The organism is Desulfobotulus mexicanus, from assembly GCF_006175995.1.
Taxonomy (GTDB): domain Bacteria; phylum Desulfobacterota; class Desulfobacteria; order Desulfobacterales; family ASO4-4; genus Desulfobotulus; species Desulfobotulus mexicanus.
This window is the reverse complement of the sequence record NZ_VDMB01000002.1, coordinates 189,863-202,970: the sequence shown is the minus strand read 5'-3', so window position 1 is coordinate 202,970 and position 13,108 is coordinate 189,863. Positions and strand designations below refer to the sequence as shown.

At 48.6% G+C, this 13,108-nt stretch carries 15 protein-coding genes and 6 tRNA genes; 16 read left to right on the top strand and 5 right to left on the bottom strand.

The genetic code is table 11. The features are described from left to right. The 15 genes from rpoN to FIM25_RS02940 all read left to right on the top strand — a co-directional run bounded on the left by rpoN (position 1) and on the right by FIM25_RS02940 (position 7,610). Positions 1-1,431, top strand: coding sequence for an RNA polymerase factor sigma-54 (gene rpoN / locus FIM25_RS03010; protein ID WP_139446132.1), 1,431 nt, complete (start codon positions 1-3; stop codon positions 1,429-1,431). A gap of 88 nt (positions 1,432-1,519) precedes the next feature. Then, positions 1,520-2,089 (top strand): ribosome hibernation-promoting factor, HPF/YfiA family, encoded by a 570-nt coding sequence (hpf, locus tag FIM25_RS03005; RefSeq protein ID WP_139446130.1) that lies wholly within the window; start codon positions 1,520-1,522, stop codon positions 2,087-2,089. Positions 2,090-2,176: 87 nt separating this feature from the next. After that, complete coding sequence (locus FIM25_RS03000) at positions 2,177-2,635, top strand: PTS sugar transporter subunit IIA (RefSeq protein ID WP_139446128.1); 459 nt, start codon at positions 2,177-2,179, stop codon at positions 2,633-2,635. A 429-nt stretch (positions 2,636-3,064) separates the two neighbouring features. Continuing rightward, positions 3,065-3,949 carry an RNase adapter RapZ gene (rapZ, locus tag FIM25_RS02995; RefSeq protein WP_139446126.1) on the top strand — a complete coding sequence of 295 codons (885 nt, stop codon included), beginning with the start codon at positions 3,065-3,067 and terminating at the stop codon, positions 3,947-3,949. Positions 3,950-3,979: 30 nt separating this feature from the next. Continuing rightward, positions 3,980-4,405 carry a PTS sugar transporter subunit IIA gene (locus FIM25_RS02990; RefSeq protein ID WP_139446124.1) on the top strand — a complete coding sequence of 142 codons (426 nt, stop codon included), beginning with the start codon at positions 3,980-3,982 and terminating at the stop codon, positions 4,403-4,405. Then, entirely contained in the window at positions 4,389-4,838 is a 450-nt protein-coding gene (locus FIM25_RS02985) for a GNAT family N-acetyltransferase (protein ID WP_179953117.1), read from the top strand. The genes FIM25_RS02990 and FIM25_RS02985 overlap by 17 nt, the downstream gene beginning before the upstream one ends. Before the next feature lie 23 nt (positions 4,839-4,861). Beyond that, positions 4,862-5,869 carry a type I glyceraldehyde-3-phosphate dehydrogenase gene (gene gap, locus FIM25_RS02980; RefSeq protein WP_139446120.1) on the top strand — a complete coding sequence of 336 codons (1,008 nt, stop codon included), beginning with the start codon at positions 4,862-4,864 and terminating at the stop codon, positions 5,867-5,869. 24 nt (positions 5,870-5,893) lie between these two features. Continuing rightward, positions 5,894-6,661, top strand: coding sequence for a triose-phosphate isomerase (gene tpiA, locus FIM25_RS02975; RefSeq protein WP_139446118.1), 768 nt, complete (start codon positions 5,894-5,896; stop codon positions 6,659-6,661). After that, positions 6,658-6,957: a preprotein translocase subunit SecG gene (gene secG, locus FIM25_RS02970; RefSeq protein ID WP_139446116.1), complete on the top strand. Its 300-nt coding sequence runs from the start codon at positions 6,658-6,660 to the stop codon at positions 6,955-6,957. Before tpiA ends, secG begins: the two co-directional genes overlap by 4 nt. A 12-nt stretch (positions 6,958-6,969) precedes the next feature. Continuing rightward, positions 6,970-7,054, top strand: a tRNA-Leu gene (locus FIM25_RS02965). 46 nt (positions 7,055-7,100) lie between these two features. Beyond that, positions 7,101-7,185 (top strand) — tRNA-Tyr (locus FIM25_RS02960). Between the two features lie 5 nt (positions 7,186-7,190). Next, positions 7,191-7,268 (top strand) — tRNA-Glu (locus FIM25_RS02955). 10 nt (positions 7,269-7,278) lie between these two features. Further along, positions 7,279-7,363: transfer RNA gene (locus tag FIM25_RS02950), tRNA-Leu, on the top strand. 79 nt (positions 7,364-7,442) lie between these two features. Further along, positions 7,443-7,527 (top strand) — tRNA-Tyr (locus FIM25_RS02945). A gap of 5 nt (positions 7,528-7,532) precedes the next feature. Next, positions 7,533-7,610, top strand: a tRNA-Glu gene (locus tag FIM25_RS02940). Between the two features lie 4 nt (positions 7,611-7,614). Here the strand turns inward: FIM25_RS02940 and FIM25_RS02935 are convergent. After that, positions 7,615-8,271 (bottom strand): GntR family transcriptional regulator, encoded by a 657-nt coding sequence (locus FIM25_RS02935; RefSeq protein ID WP_139446114.1) that lies wholly within the window; start codon positions 8,269-8,271, stop codon positions 7,615-7,617. A 25-nt stretch (positions 8,272-8,296) separates the two neighbouring features. Further along, positions 8,297-10,177 carry a class I adenylate cyclase gene (locus FIM25_RS02930; protein ID WP_139446112.1) on the bottom strand — a complete coding sequence of 627 codons (1,881 nt, stop codon included), beginning with the start codon at positions 10,175-10,177 and terminating at the stop codon, positions 8,297-8,299. Positions 10,178-10,357: 180 nt separating this feature from the next. Between FIM25_RS02930 and FIM25_RS02925 the strand changes: the two genes are divergently transcribed. Then, positions 10,358-10,576 (top strand): uracil-DNA glycosylase, encoded by a 219-nt coding sequence (locus FIM25_RS02925; protein WP_139446110.1) that lies wholly within the window; start codon positions 10,358-10,360, stop codon positions 10,574-10,576. Here FIM25_RS02925 and thyX read toward each other — a convergent pair. From thyX to FIM25_RS02910, 3 genes are read right to left on the bottom strand one after another with little or no spacing between them, the layout of a single operon-like run. Continuing rightward, positions 10,550-11,971, bottom strand: a complete 1,422-nt coding sequence (gene thyX / locus FIM25_RS02920; RefSeq protein ID WP_139446108.1) for an FAD-dependent thymidylate synthase — start codon at positions 11,969-11,971, stop codon at positions 10,550-10,552. The genes FIM25_RS02925 and thyX overlap by 27 nt on opposite strands. A gap of 12 nt (positions 11,972-11,983) precedes the next feature. After that, complete coding sequence (gene hisG, locus FIM25_RS02915; RefSeq protein ID WP_139446106.1) at positions 11,984-12,832, bottom strand: ATP phosphoribosyltransferase; 849 nt, start codon at positions 12,830-12,832, stop codon at positions 11,984-11,986. Between the two features lie 10 nt (positions 12,833-12,842). Next, positions 12,843-13,106: a phosphoribosyl-ATP diphosphatase gene (locus FIM25_RS02910; protein ID WP_139446104.1), complete on the bottom strand. Its 264-nt coding sequence runs from the start codon at positions 13,104-13,106 to the stop codon at positions 12,843-12,845. Positions 13,107-13,108 lie beyond the last annotated feature (2 nt).

Genomic DNA, 13,108 nt, shown 5'->3' with positions numbered 1-13,108 from the left:
ATGGCCATAGAACTCCGACAACAACTCAAATTGACCCAGCAGCTTGTCATGACGCCCCAGCTACAACAGGCCATCAAGCTGCTTCAGCTCTCCCGCCTTGAGCTGGTGGATGCGATTCAGCAGGAACTGGAACAGAACCCTGCCCTGGAAGAACGCATGGAGGCTCCGGATACAGAGACACCGGAAGTCAACGAAACACCTGCCTCGGAAGAGTCACTCCAGGAAATTGAAATCAGCGAAAAGGTGAGTGCAGAAACTGACTGGGACAGCTACCTTGATGAATACAGCAGTACGGGCCGGGTGCATTTTGAATCCGAGGAGAGGGAGGCCCCCCGTTATGAAAACTTCATATCTGGAAAAGAAACCCTGCATGAGCATCTCTTCTGGCAGCTTTCCATGACAGGAGCAGACATCCGGATTCAGCAGCTTGCAGGTCTTATCATCGGCAATATCAATACCGATGGTTATCTGGACACGGGCATTGAAGATATCATGAAGGTCAGCGACTGTTCTGAAAAAAAAGTGACTGAGGCCCTCAGGCTTGTGCAGTCCTTTGACCCTCCGGGGATAGCTGCCAGAAACCTTCAGGAATGCCTGCTGCTGCAGATCAAACGTCTTGGCATTGCATCGGATGTGGTGGAAAAAATCATATCCCAGCATTTAAAACACCTTGAAAATAAAAATTTCAAGGCCATCGCCAAAAGCCTGAAGCTGACCATTGAAACCGTTATCGCTGCCGTTTCCGTTATCCGGTCCTTAGAACCCAAACCCGGCAGGGAATACCACAATGAGGCACCCGTTTATATCACGCCGGACATCTATGTTTACAAACATGGCAATGACTTTCTCATCAGCCTGAATGATGACGGCTTGCCAAGGCTGCACATTAACCCCTATTATAAAAAAGCCATGAGAACAGGGGAAAAGGTTACAGGAGAAACAAAAGAATATCTTCAGGAAAAAATGCGTTCCGCCTCCTGGCTGATCAAAAGCATACAGCAGAGACAAAAAACCATTTACAATGTGATGGAAAGTATTGTCCGCTTCCAGAAGGATTTTTTTGAAAAGGGTATAGCCCACCTCAAACCCATGGTTTTACGGGATGTGGCTCAGGACATACAGATGCATGAATCCACCATCAGCCGGGTCACCACCAATAAGTACGCCTATACACCCCAGGGACTTTTTGAACTCAAATATTTTTTCAACAGCTCCATCAACCGGGTGGAAGGCGAGGCCATGGCATCCGCCAGTGTCCTTGATAAAATCAAGCAGCTGGTGGAAAGCGAAGACCCGCAAAAACCTTACAGCGATCTTAAACTTGCAGAAATCCTGGAAAAAGAACATAACATAGACATAGCCAGAAGAACCATTGCCAAATACAGGGAAATATTAAAAATTCTTCCGTCCAGCAAACGCAGACAGTACTGATCTATTCCAGTCCGGGAGCCTTCACTTTCCGTCCGCTCTATGAAAATGAAATGGCTTTCATCCATCACACCATGAAGGAGGAACACCCATGAAGACATCCGTAACCTTCAAGAACATCGAACCCTCCGAAGCACTGAAAAATTACGCCACCAGTAAGCTTTCCAAACTGGACAAGCATTTTGACGGCCCAGCCGAAGCCCAGGTGGTTATGTCTGTGGAAAAAATCCGCCATATTGTGGATGTGCGCATCACCTGTGACCGCCTGAATCTTCAGGCCACGGAAGAAACAGAGAATATGTATGCAGCCCTGGATCTGGTGGTGGATAAACTCAAAACCCAGATCCGCAGAACCAAAGAAAAAATCCGTGAAAAGCGTCCTGTTTCCAAAGGCGGTATCAAAGGCGCCGAGGCAGCCATGGCTGTTGCTGAAACCATCCGGGAAGCAGATGAAGATGCTTTGAATCCGGAAACGGCTCCAAAGGCAGGCTTTATCATTGAATCCATGCCCTTCAAACCCATGGATGCCGAAGAAGCTGCCATGCAGCTTGAAATTTCTGAAAAGAATTTTATCGTTTATACCGATGCACGCACAGAGAAGGTCAATGTCGTTTACAGAAGAAAAGACGGAGATCTGGGACTGATTCAGCCCACGGCCTGATGGATTAAAGGCCTGCCTGAGTCGGTAAAAGAGCAGGCCTTTAACCTGCATTCACTCAGGCTTGCAGTGTAACCAAAAGGTAAACAAATGAAACTTCTGGATATTATGACAAGAGACACCATCCTCACCGACCTGCAGGCAAAGGATAAGCCTGCTGTTTTAGAGGAACTGCTTGCTTCCCTCAGCCAGACTTCCGCACCCCCAAAGGAAGTTCTCATGCAGGTACTTCTGGAAAGGGAAATGCTGGGGAGTACGGGCATCGGTGATGGTATTGCCATTCCCCACGGGAAGCTGGACAGCCTTGAAGATATCCTTCTTATCTTTGGTAAAAGCCGCAGGGGCGTTTCCTTTGACGCCATGGACAACCGGCCGGTGCACCTTTTTTTTGTCATCCTGACACCCGGTGCAGCAACGGGTCTGCATCTGAAAATTCTGGCAAGAATTTCCAGACTCCTGCGGGAACCATCCGTAAAAAACAGACTCCGTCAGGCTTCAAGTCCAGAAATGGTTTTAGAAGCCATTGCCCCCATGGATGAAGATTTTTAGTAACTGTTCAGCACAGTTTATTTTGAACTGTCAATGCTGTAATTACAACAGCTTCGTACTGTTGCAAGGCTCCATGGCTATTTGCAAGTGACATTGCAATCGTTTCGGATCAGAGCTTTGCAGGCCTGTGCGAAAGAAGCGGCAAACTGTCTGAGCCGCCACAAAGGCAGCGTGCTTAAGCCTGCTATGACAATCAAAAAGCTTATCCTGCCTGTGGCGGGGAGTTTTTGACGCTTCCGCACAGGGCAAGAAGCTCCCGAATAAGATTGCGTCACGGGCAAATAGCCTGGGGCCTGTGCGTCTGTCTTGCAACTATGGTAATTGGAAAACCATTCTGAATAATTACGATTTTTAATTCTTTTTAACGGTGAGGCAGGATACAGCCATATCATCTGACCCATCATAACCTGACATATAAAGTGGATCTCCATGGACGCCAACGGAAAAATCATTGTTGTAACGGGACTTTCCGGCTCTGGAAAAAGTACCGCTGCCGCAGCCCTTGAAGATGCAGGCTTTTACTGTGTGGACAATCTTCCCGTAGCCCTTCTTCCTAAGTTTCTGGAGCTCCGCATCCACAGTGATACGGCAGATTTCAACGGCCTTGCCTTTATCATGGATATCCGGGAAAAGGGTTTTATTGAAAACCATTCAAGAATTTTTGAAGAGGTCCGGCAACAGGGCTGGAGCTTTCAGCTTATTTTTCTCGATGCCAGGGAAGATGTTCTGCTCGATCGTTTCAGCCAGACCCGCCGTCAGCATCCCCTGTCCCAGACCATTTCCCTCATGGACAGCATACGGGAAGAAATCCGACGCATGGTCCCACTAAAGGAAAGGGCCGACCATGTCATCGACACATCGGAAACCACGGTCCATGCCCTTAAAGCCCTTATCATGGGCATTGCGCAACACTGCATTTCCACAGACACACTCAGGGTGGATCTCTTAAGTTTCGGATTCAAATACGGCCTCCCACGTAATATGGATCTTCTCATGGATGTCCGTTTCCTGGCAAACCCCTATTTCAATCCGGATTTACGGGATCTTACGGGAGAAGATCCTGCCATTCAGCACTTCATCATCTCACAGGAAGAAACCCGGATCTTTTTACAAAAGTACCTCGACCTCCTTGACTATTTGATCCCATTGTATAAAAGAGAAGGCAAAGCCTACCTCACCCTGGGGATTGGCTGCACAGGCGGCCGCCACAGATCCGTGGCCATTGCACGCCGAATCTTTGAGTACCTGCAGGGACGGGTCGGCCAGATTGGCATAAGCCACAGAGATATCCTCCGCCAGTCCGCCCCCACCTGATACAAACCCTTAACCGGGAAAATAATTTACATGATAGGAATCATCGTAGTCACCCACTGTCAGCTCGGCCAGGCCCTGATTGAAGCTGCCGAATTCATTCTCGGAGAAAATACCCAGAATGTCACTGCCGTATCTGTCAATATAAAGGAAGATGCTGATACCATAAGAAAAACAATTGCTGAAACCTTAAAAAAAATGGATCAGGGAGAAGGGCTTCTCATTCTCACGGACATGTTCGGTGGCAGCCCCTCCAACCTCAGCTACTCCTTTCTGGAAGAAGGAAGAATAGAGGTCATAAGCGGTGTCAACCTTCCCCTTCTCATCCGCGCCATCAGCCTGAGAAAACGTGTTCCCATCCATGAAATCGGAACCCAGCTGGAAGCCCACGGCAAACGCAGCATCACCCTTGCCAGTGGTGTACTTAAAGGAATGCCACGCAGTGCTCAAAAGGGATAAGATTCATATCCGGCCCATGCTTTCCGGGGATCTTGCCGCAGTTGTTGACCTTGAAAGACGCATTTTTCCATACCCATGGAATAAACAGGATTTCATGTCGGAAATCAGTATTCCCGACGGTTTTTCCTGCATTGCCGAAAACAGCAGAATAATAATGGGTTATCTCTGCGCAAGACAGATGGCTGACGGTATGGAAATACTTAAGATAGCAAGCCATCCTGCATACAGAAAAAAGGGAGTCGCCACCCTTCTCATGGGAAAAACATACCAAAAGGCTGGAGAATCCCAATGGCCTGTACTTTTCCTTGAAGTTGCCTGCAAAAATACAGAGGCTCTGAGCTTCTACCGGAGCCAGGGCTTTATTCCCAGCGGTATCCGCAAAGGATATTACCCCGATGGCACGGATGCCATGAATATGATGAAACATCTTTAAAGACTTAAAATTAAGGAGTAATCATGCCTGTAAAAGTCGCTATAAATGGCCTGGGACGAATCGGCCGTGTGATCTTCCGCTGCGCCATGCAGCATCCGGATGTGGAGATCGTTGCCATAAATGACCTCACCACACCGGAAACCATGGCCCACCTTCTGGCCTTTGATTCCGTACACGGCAGACTTGATGCCCGAATTGAGGCAACGGACAATTCCATTATTGTCAACGGTCGCAGCATTCCCTTTTTTGCGGCAAAGGATCCTGCGGAACTGCCCTGGAAAGAGCTGGGCGTAGATATAGTGGCCGAATGCACGGGTGTTTTCCGTGACAGGGAAAAAGCCGCTGCCCACCTTAAGGCCGGTGCCAGACGCGTCATCATTTCCGCACCGGGACAGAACCCCGATGCCACCTTTGTCATGGGCGTCAATGAAAACACCTTTGATCCAGAAAAACACTTCATAGTTTCCAACGCTTCCTGCACTACCAACTGCCTTGCTCCCGTTGCAAAGGTTCTCATGGACAGCTTCGGCATCCGTCAGGGTCTGATGACCACTATCCATTCCTACACAGGAGACCAGCGCATACTGGACTTTCCCCACAAGGATCTTCGGAGGGCAAGGGCTGCAGGATTATCCATGGTACCCACCACCACAGGTGCTGCCAAGGCCGTGGGTCTGGTCCTTCCTCAGCTGCAGGGCAGGCTTAACGGTCTTTCCATCCGTGTACCAACCCCCAACGTCTCCATGATTGATCTGGTGGTCAATACAGAACGAAAAGGCCTTAGTAAGGAAGAAGTGAATGCCGCCCTTCAGGCTGCCAGTGAAGGCCCCCTCAAAGGCATCCTGGGCTTTGAGGAAAAACCTCTGGTTTCCATGGATTTCAACGGCTGTCCCCTTTCATCCGTGGTCGATGCACCCACAACGGAAACCATAGGCGAGGATATGGTCAAGGTACTTGCCTGGTACGATAACGAAACTGGCTATTCCCAACGTATGGTGGATCTGGCAGCCTTCATGGGTAAACATTCATAAATCTTTTTTAGGAAAGGCAAGGCAATGGACCGGAAACAACTCATTGTAGCCAACTGGAAAATGCACAAGACACCAGCGAAAGCGGCTGAGGATGCGGAAGCCATCGCCACGGCACTGGGCAGACTCCCGGATCATTCCTGTGTGGCTCTGGCACCACCCTTTCCTGCCCTTGTTCCCGTAAGGGAAAGGCTGAACCATACCCAGCTGCTTCTGGCCGCCCAGAACGTCCACAGCGAAGCCGAAGGGGCCTTTACCGGAGAAGTCTCTGCTCCCATGCTCAAGGCCTGTGGCTGCTCCCTTGTCATCGTTGGCCATTCGGAAAGACGTGCCTTGGCTAAAGAAAGCGATGCCATGGTACAGGCTAAAATAAAAGCTGCATTCAGTCATGAAATGGGAGTAATACTCTGTATAGGAGAAAGCGAATCCCAGAGAAATGAAGGGCTGACATTCAAAGTGCTTGACAAACAGGTTCGGGAAGCGGTAAAAGGCCTCTCCGTAACGGGCGTTAATTCTCTTGTCCTTGCCTATGAGCCCGTATGGGCCATTGGAACCGGAAAAACGGCCAGTGCGGATCAGGTTCAGGAGGTCCATGCCTTCTTACGGAAAATCTTGGCAGAATGTCTTGAAAAAGACCTTGCCAAGCAGACGGAGATTCTGTATGGTGGCAGCGTTAAACCATCCAATATCAAGGACTTAATGTCCATGGAAGATGTTGATGGCGCCCTTGTGGGCGGTGCGAGCCTGGACCCTAAAACCTTCGTATCCCTGATCAGAAATGGATTTGATTTATGACCACACTGCTTGTTACGCTTCATATTATTATCTGCCTCAGCCTGATTGTCGTAGTTCTGCTCCAGGCCGGTAAAGGTGCAGAAATGGGCGCAGCCTTCGGAAGCGGATCCAGCCAGGCACTTCTAGGCCCTTCCGGTGGTCAGAGCATGATGGGAAAAATCACAACAGGTATTGCAGTCATGTTCATGCTGACCTCTTTAAGTCTGGCTTACATATCCGGCAACAAACAGGAAAGTTCAGTGATGCCGGCAACAGTTGTCAGTCAGCCTGCAGCACAGGAAACACCTGCTGAATAAAGCTTAAAACATGCCGAAGTGGTGGAATAGGTAGACACGCTGTGTTGAGGGCGCAGTGGGGAGACCCGTGCCGGTTCAAGTCCGGCCTTCGGTACCAAACAGGATCCTGCCTCATTTGAAGCAGGATCAAAATATGTAGCATTGGTGGGGTTCCCGAGCGGTCAAAGGGAACAGACTGTAAATCTGTCGGCCAAGCCTTCGGAGGTTCAAATCCTCCCCCCACCACCACATGCGTCCCCATCGTCTAGCCCGGTCCAGGACACCGGCCTTTCACGCCGGCGACAGGGGTTCGAATCCCCTTGGGGACGCCATAAATGATATGCCGAAGTGGTGGAATAGGTAGACACGCTGTGTTGAGGGCGCAGTGGGGAGACCCGTGCCGGTTCAAGTCCGGCCTTCGGTACCATTTTTTTTCAAAAATTCAAAACAATATAAAAAAATCCAGGGAATAACCGGAGTAAAAAACAAAGTAAGATCATAAATCCGGTGGGGTTCCCGAGTGGTCAAAGGGAACAGACTGTAAATCTGTCGGCCAAGCCTTCGGAGGTTCAAATCCTCCCCCCACCACCACATGCGTCCCCATCGTCTAGCCCGGTCCAGGACACCGGCCTTTCACGCCGGCGACAGGGGTTCGAATCCCCTTGGGGACGCCAAATTTTATTCCTGCTCTGACGAAACACTACTCTCCTGCCTTCTTTCAGCAAATGCCTTTAAATAATCCATCAGCTCCATAGAGGCCTTAACAGCCCTGTCGGAATCTCCACATGATACCGCCTCAAGAATTATCCGATACAGCTCTGCTCCTCTGCGTGAATCCGAAGCTCCTTTATTCATAAACCAGAAGCGGCGGGAAGGGCTCAGAAGCGGACTCATGGTCTGGGCAAAAAAATAATTCTGTGTGGCCTCCACAAGAACATCATGTATTTCCCGAAGACATACAAGCACTTCTGCATCATTATCATCCAGGGCAGCTTCCATAATGGCACTTCCCAGCAACTGCATCCGTTTTTTCTGTTCTTCCGTAGCCCTCAAGCTTGCATGATGCACACAGGCCCCTTCTATGGCCCTTCTCACCTCCAGAAGCTTCAGCTGCTCATCCACGCTTAATTTGGCAATCTGAATACCCCGACGGGGATGAATCATTACCATGCGATCATGAGAAAGACGCTGCAGGGCCTCCCGTACCGGTGTGCGCCCAAGACCCAGACGCATGGCCAGTTGCTTTTCAGAATACAACTTTCGGGTTTCAAGCACATTGAAAACAATCATATTTTCAAGGCCTGCCCGGGCCTGTTCCGCAAGGGTCTTATGCATGTATTTTTTCTCCGGAATAGCATGTTTATAAAGAGCCAGAACCCAGGGTAAGCGCCGTGAGCCGTTTGGTTCTTTCAATAATCTTTTCATAATATGAAGCATTACGCTGCAAATAATAGTAAACTTCAAGGCTTGGGTTACCTTTTCTGTACTGCCGCATAAAAGATGCAAGGGCAAAGGGGGACTGAAAACGGCGCACATATATTTCACCCCAGGCATTGGAAAAAATGACCCCAAGATCATTGATATCCTTCTCATAGGGACTTTTTTCAAAACTGATAACCACAAGAACCTTGGTAAAGCGTTCCGCCCTTAAAAAAACCTCTGCATCCCTTTCAGCCACATCGCATACCCCGAAAATATCCTTTATTTTTTCAGAAAGATTAATTATCTCCTGAAGACTCACACTGGAAGGATTGGGTTCCATACGCATACTTGTCCGGTTATAAAGGCCATTCCAGACAGCAAAGGTCACAGCTTCAAGGATATCTGCTCCCGCAAGGAAAGGAAGCTGCCGGTCCGATCCTGGGTAGAGATTCCAGTAATCCTCCATCCACACAAATTCAAGGGATTTAAGATTAAAGGCATAACCCGGTCTTGGCAGATGAACCACCTTATCCTCTTTTTTCTGATAAATAGCCGTGATTCTTCGTCCCAGTACCGTAAGATCCCGGGTGTCCATCATACTGGCAACGCCCGTTGCCCTGCGAACAATATCTTCATAGAAACGAAAGAGACGCAGCAGCATTGCTTTACCAAACCGCATCTGGCGGGCTGCATCCCACTCTTCAAAGGAATCCAGTTCAAAGCAGGCCTCCCTGGAAAGCCCTGCAATAGTAACAAATCTTTGGGTCTGCTTTTTCCGGATGGGTTTTTTCTGCTCAAAGGATGTCAGGCCGCAGCGCAGATAAAAGCATCGTACCATCAGCTGATGTTCTGTCCGGGGAAGATCCCTGCCGTATTCCTGAAGAATAAGTTCCATGGAAAAACCCATGGGATCCTGAAAATCCATTTCACCCCGAAGTACCTGATCCCGGAAACGCTGACATGGCAAAGCCTCATCAGGACGATCAAGATGCATACGCAGAAGCGTCATTTTAATAACAGACTTCAGTGGACTGGTAAGGGACTTATGTAACTGCCACAGGGCTGCCCCAAGAAACTCACGGGAAGAAACCTTCTCAATATCTCCAAGATTTACAAGCTCATCACTGATCCGCCTGTTCTCCTCAAGCTGTTTCCAGGTGTTCCCATAGGGCATATCTCCATCCGTATCCCAGCAAACCCACCAAAAAGGTACCTTGCCCATAATAACAATGGAAGTGCGGTAAAATTCTTCCTTTAAAACATTTTTCTGGGCAGAACCTGAACTTTCATCCAGAGCCTGACCAAAATCTCCCCGACGGATAGCTTCAAGGTCTGAAAGAAAAAAATAAACCGGCATACGACAGTTCGTATCCAGCCAGTCTTTTATAATATTGATTTTCTTCTGCAGGGCTTTCCAACCTTCCCTGCCAATGAGCCTGCTGTCACAGCAGACCCATATATCGCAATCAGAATCCTGAGTCTGTGCCAGAGTACCTGCACTCCCGATGGAATAGAGGCCTTCAATCAGTAAACTGTCTTTTTTCTGAAACAGAAGATTCGTACCCACACCGAACATACGGCAGAACAAAGGAGCTTTTTCCAGGATATTCTTACTGCGATCAATGCCATAAACCCTGAAATTTTTTTCTGCATCTTTCATATATCCCGGAACCCTGGGATGATTAACGCTGAGCATCCAGGGAAGCAGATAAAGAATCTGATTCGCCTCCTTTGGACTTGCTTCGGCAAACATCCGCTGTCGCTCCTGATTATAGGTCTGAAATTTTTTCAAATTCCAGATAATTTTTTTTTCAATCATGAAAAAAACCCCGGCAATCTTGCCATATGAAAAACAAAGAAATAAGGTACAATTGAAAATTGCTACAGGATGGCCGCTGATCCCGCAAGCAAAAAAAGGACGGGGCTTTTACCCGACCCATCCCGATTGCAAGAGCCACGGCCCTGATATATTTATCACATTTATCCAATTGTAAAAACAATGAAAAACAAGATCAGAAGAATCAACTGTCACCGCTGCCGCCACTACTACGTCACATGGGAACCCCGTTTTCCCCATGGCTGCCGGGGCTTAAACTTTAAAAGCCGGGAGATTCCTTCCCTTGTGGTGTTCAGAAATTCCGGCCAGCCCTGTCATTTTTATTCACCTAAAAAAATGAACACAGAAAAAAAATCAAAACCCGGAGACATCATCATCTGAGTTATAAGGTGCTATCCTGGCCTTAACTTCGGGCATACGGCCGCAGGACATGCGGCCCTCGGGACATTTTCCATCCCTCAGGCATCCCGGCCCGGAAGCCCTGAACAGACCCGGAGCCTTTTTTACCAGAAGATCCCGCATCTTCCATGCAATATCCCGTATTTCCCACTGGGCACGGAAACAGGTCCTAAGGCGCAGAAAATGATAGAGCTGCCGTGCATTCATGGTGGAAAAAATATCTATGGTGTTTCCCGCCAGCAGCAGGTACACCCTGTCTTCGGGTACAAGCCCCATCCCAAGGGCCATATTCCAGAGGGCATCACTGCTTTCCACGGCATCCCTGTAAACAGCCAGAGCCTCAGAATTTAAAGAAACGGATTCGGGCAGAATCATGCCCTGCCTTCCAAAACGGGAAAAATCCGGAACCACAAGCCCCTGAATACGGTGTCGGGTCATATGGGTAAGACCGGCAAGGCTGATACCCGGAATATGGAAGGTATAGTTCACCTGCTCCAGCTCACGGGGTCTCGGGTCGGCCATAACAGCCTCAATTAGTTTTTTTTGCAAAGAAACTTCCCCATCAAGCATTTCCGAGGCTTCCTCCGGCCCCCATCCCTCGGACATCAATGCAGAAATGGCCACCTTTTTTTCACCATCTTCGGAACCCCACAGAAGACGAACTTCCGGTAATACAGCCTTTACAGTCTTGCCCGACCCTGCCATCACAAAAGCTTTTTCAGGAAGCTCAGGCGTAAAACCATCTTTATCCAGACCCTGAAAAACATCCGGAAAAATTTCTTCAGCCTGAACCAGAATTTTTTTACCAAGATTTAAAATCTCAGGATAGATTCTTCCCCGGCCATGGATACTGGTTCGGATAAAATACAAAAGCTCCCTTGCATTCATGGTGCAATAAATATGACTGCGGAAACTGCAGGGAAGAAGAAAGCGGGCATCTTCTTTGGCAATATCCAGAGAGGTCAGACGGGCATAGGCATCAAAGAGCTTTTTCATCTGCCTGTCATAGGAAGCAATAAAGGCCCCTTTATCAGTCCCTGCACTTTCAAACCTGAAATCCGGACGCATCCAGCCCATTCCCGCATAATCCACATATCGTCTGGATTTTACCGTATATGCAGCCAAACGAAACTCAATGAGATACTGCTCAAAAAAAACAGAGACATCTTCAAAGGCAAGGGTAAACACCGCATGTTCCGCAATAGAGCGATGACCAAGCCCCATGACATTGCGGATCAGTCCGCCGATATTTTCCCGACTGGTTTCTTCATAAATAGTGGTTGCGGATCCCTCTTTGGTGGAAATCCGTGCCGAAGCCGCACATATGCGTTCCGGCTCAGGCGTGTGGGTCAGAATCAGGGCCTTTGCCTTTTCCAAAATATCTCTCCTTTAAATCCTGCAGGTCCGGATATCCAGAACCATAATACCTCTGGCTCCAAGATCCGTCAGGGCATCCATGATGCCATTGATCTCTTTCTTTTTTGCCATGGCCTTTACCGCCATCCAGCCCTTTTTGCTTAAGGGAGAAACCGTAGGGGATTCTATACCCGGTGTAATCCGGCAGGCCTGCTCCAGTAAATTTTCAGGCACGTCATATTCCACAATCACATAATCTCTGGCCACAACAATTCCCTGCAGCCGGTCCACAAAGGTTTTCACCAGAGGATTTTGCAGCACAGCTTCATCCTGCCCCACAAGCACTGCCTCACTGCTCAAAATAACATCCCCCACAACCTTCAGGCCTGCATCCTTTAAAGTTTTTCCAGTCTGCACCACATCGGCAATGAGGTCTGCAACACCAAGACGGATGGAAATTTCCACAGCACCATCAAGGGGAACAATTTCAGCTTTCACACCCCGCATTTCAAGATCCCTTGCCACCAGTGTGGCATAACTTGTGGCAATACGCTTTCCTTCCAGAGTATCCGGAGTAATGGGACTTTCTTCGGGAACCGCATAACAGAATTTTGATTTTCCATAATGAAGGGGCAGTATCTCCACAACATCCGCCCCGGAATCCAGAGCCAGATCCCTGCCGGTAATACCCAGAGCAAGAATACCCTTACGGACATAAACGGCAATATCCTTAGGTCTTAAAAAGAAAAAATCAATTCCGTTCTCAACATCGGAAATGATCAGCTCCTTACCCAGACGACGGCAGTTATAACCCGCCTCCCGGACAAGACGCACACTGTCTTCGGAAAGGCTTCCCTTATTAGGCAATGCAATCTGCAGCATGTTTTTTCCTTTATAAATATTTGTACACGTCCTCAAGGCTTAAGTCACAGGCCAGCATCATGACCTGCACATGATAAAGGAGCTGGGAAATCTCCTCAGCAGTTTTCTCCCGGCCTTCGTATTCCGAAGCCATCCAGACTTCTCCGGCCTCTTCAAGAATTTTTTTTCCAATAAAATGTTTACCCTGCCCCAGTGCTGCAACAGTTCCGGAATCCGGATTCCCCGTTCTGGCCTTTTCCTGCAGTTCTGCAAAAAGCTCTTCAAAACGTTTCATAA

Coding starts and splice junctions, on each gene's coding strand:
- rpoN (WP_139446132.1), top strand. CDS start 1: ATGGCCATAGAACTCCGACAACAACTCAAATTGACCCAGCAGCTTGTC.
- hpf (WP_139446130.1), top strand. CDS start 1,520: ATGAAGACATCCGTAACCTTCAAGAACATCGAACCCTCCGAAGCACTG.
- FIM25_RS03000 (WP_139446128.1), top strand. CDS start 2,177: ATGAAACTTCTGGATATTATGACAAGAGACACCATCCTCACCGACCTG.
- rapZ (WP_139446126.1), top strand. CDS start 3,065: ATGGACGCCAACGGAAAAATCATTGTTGTAACGGGACTTTCCGGCTCT.
- FIM25_RS02990 (WP_139446124.1), top strand. CDS start 3,980: ATGATAGGAATCATCGTAGTCACCCACTGTCAGCTCGGCCAGGCCCTG.
- gap (WP_139446120.1), top strand. CDS start 4,862: ATGCCTGTAAAAGTCGCTATAAATGGCCTGGGACGAATCGGCCGTGTG.
- tpiA (WP_139446118.1), top strand. CDS start 5,894: ATGGACCGGAAACAACTCATTGTAGCCAACTGGAAAATGCACAAGACA.
- secG (WP_139446116.1), top strand. CDS start 6,658: ATGACCACACTGCTTGTTACGCTTCATATTATTATCTGCCTCAGCCTG.
- FIM25_RS02935 (WP_139446114.1), bottom strand. CDS start 8,271: ATGCATAAGACCCTTGCGGAACAGGCCCGGGCAGGCCTTGAAAATATG.
- FIM25_RS02930 (WP_139446112.1), bottom strand. CDS start 10,177: ATGATTGAAAAAAAAATTATCTGGAATTTGAAAAAATTTCAGACCTAT.
- FIM25_RS02925 (WP_139446110.1), top strand. CDS start 10,358: ATGAAAAACAAGATCAGAAGAATCAACTGTCACCGCTGCCGCCACTAC.
- hisG (WP_139446106.1), bottom strand. CDS start 12,832: ATGCTGCAGATTGCATTGCCTAATAAGGGAAGCCTTTCCGAAGACAGT.
- FIM25_RS02910 (WP_139446104.1), bottom strand. CDS start 13,106: ATGAAACGTTTTGAAGAGCTTTTTGCAGAACTGCAGGAAAAGGCCAGA.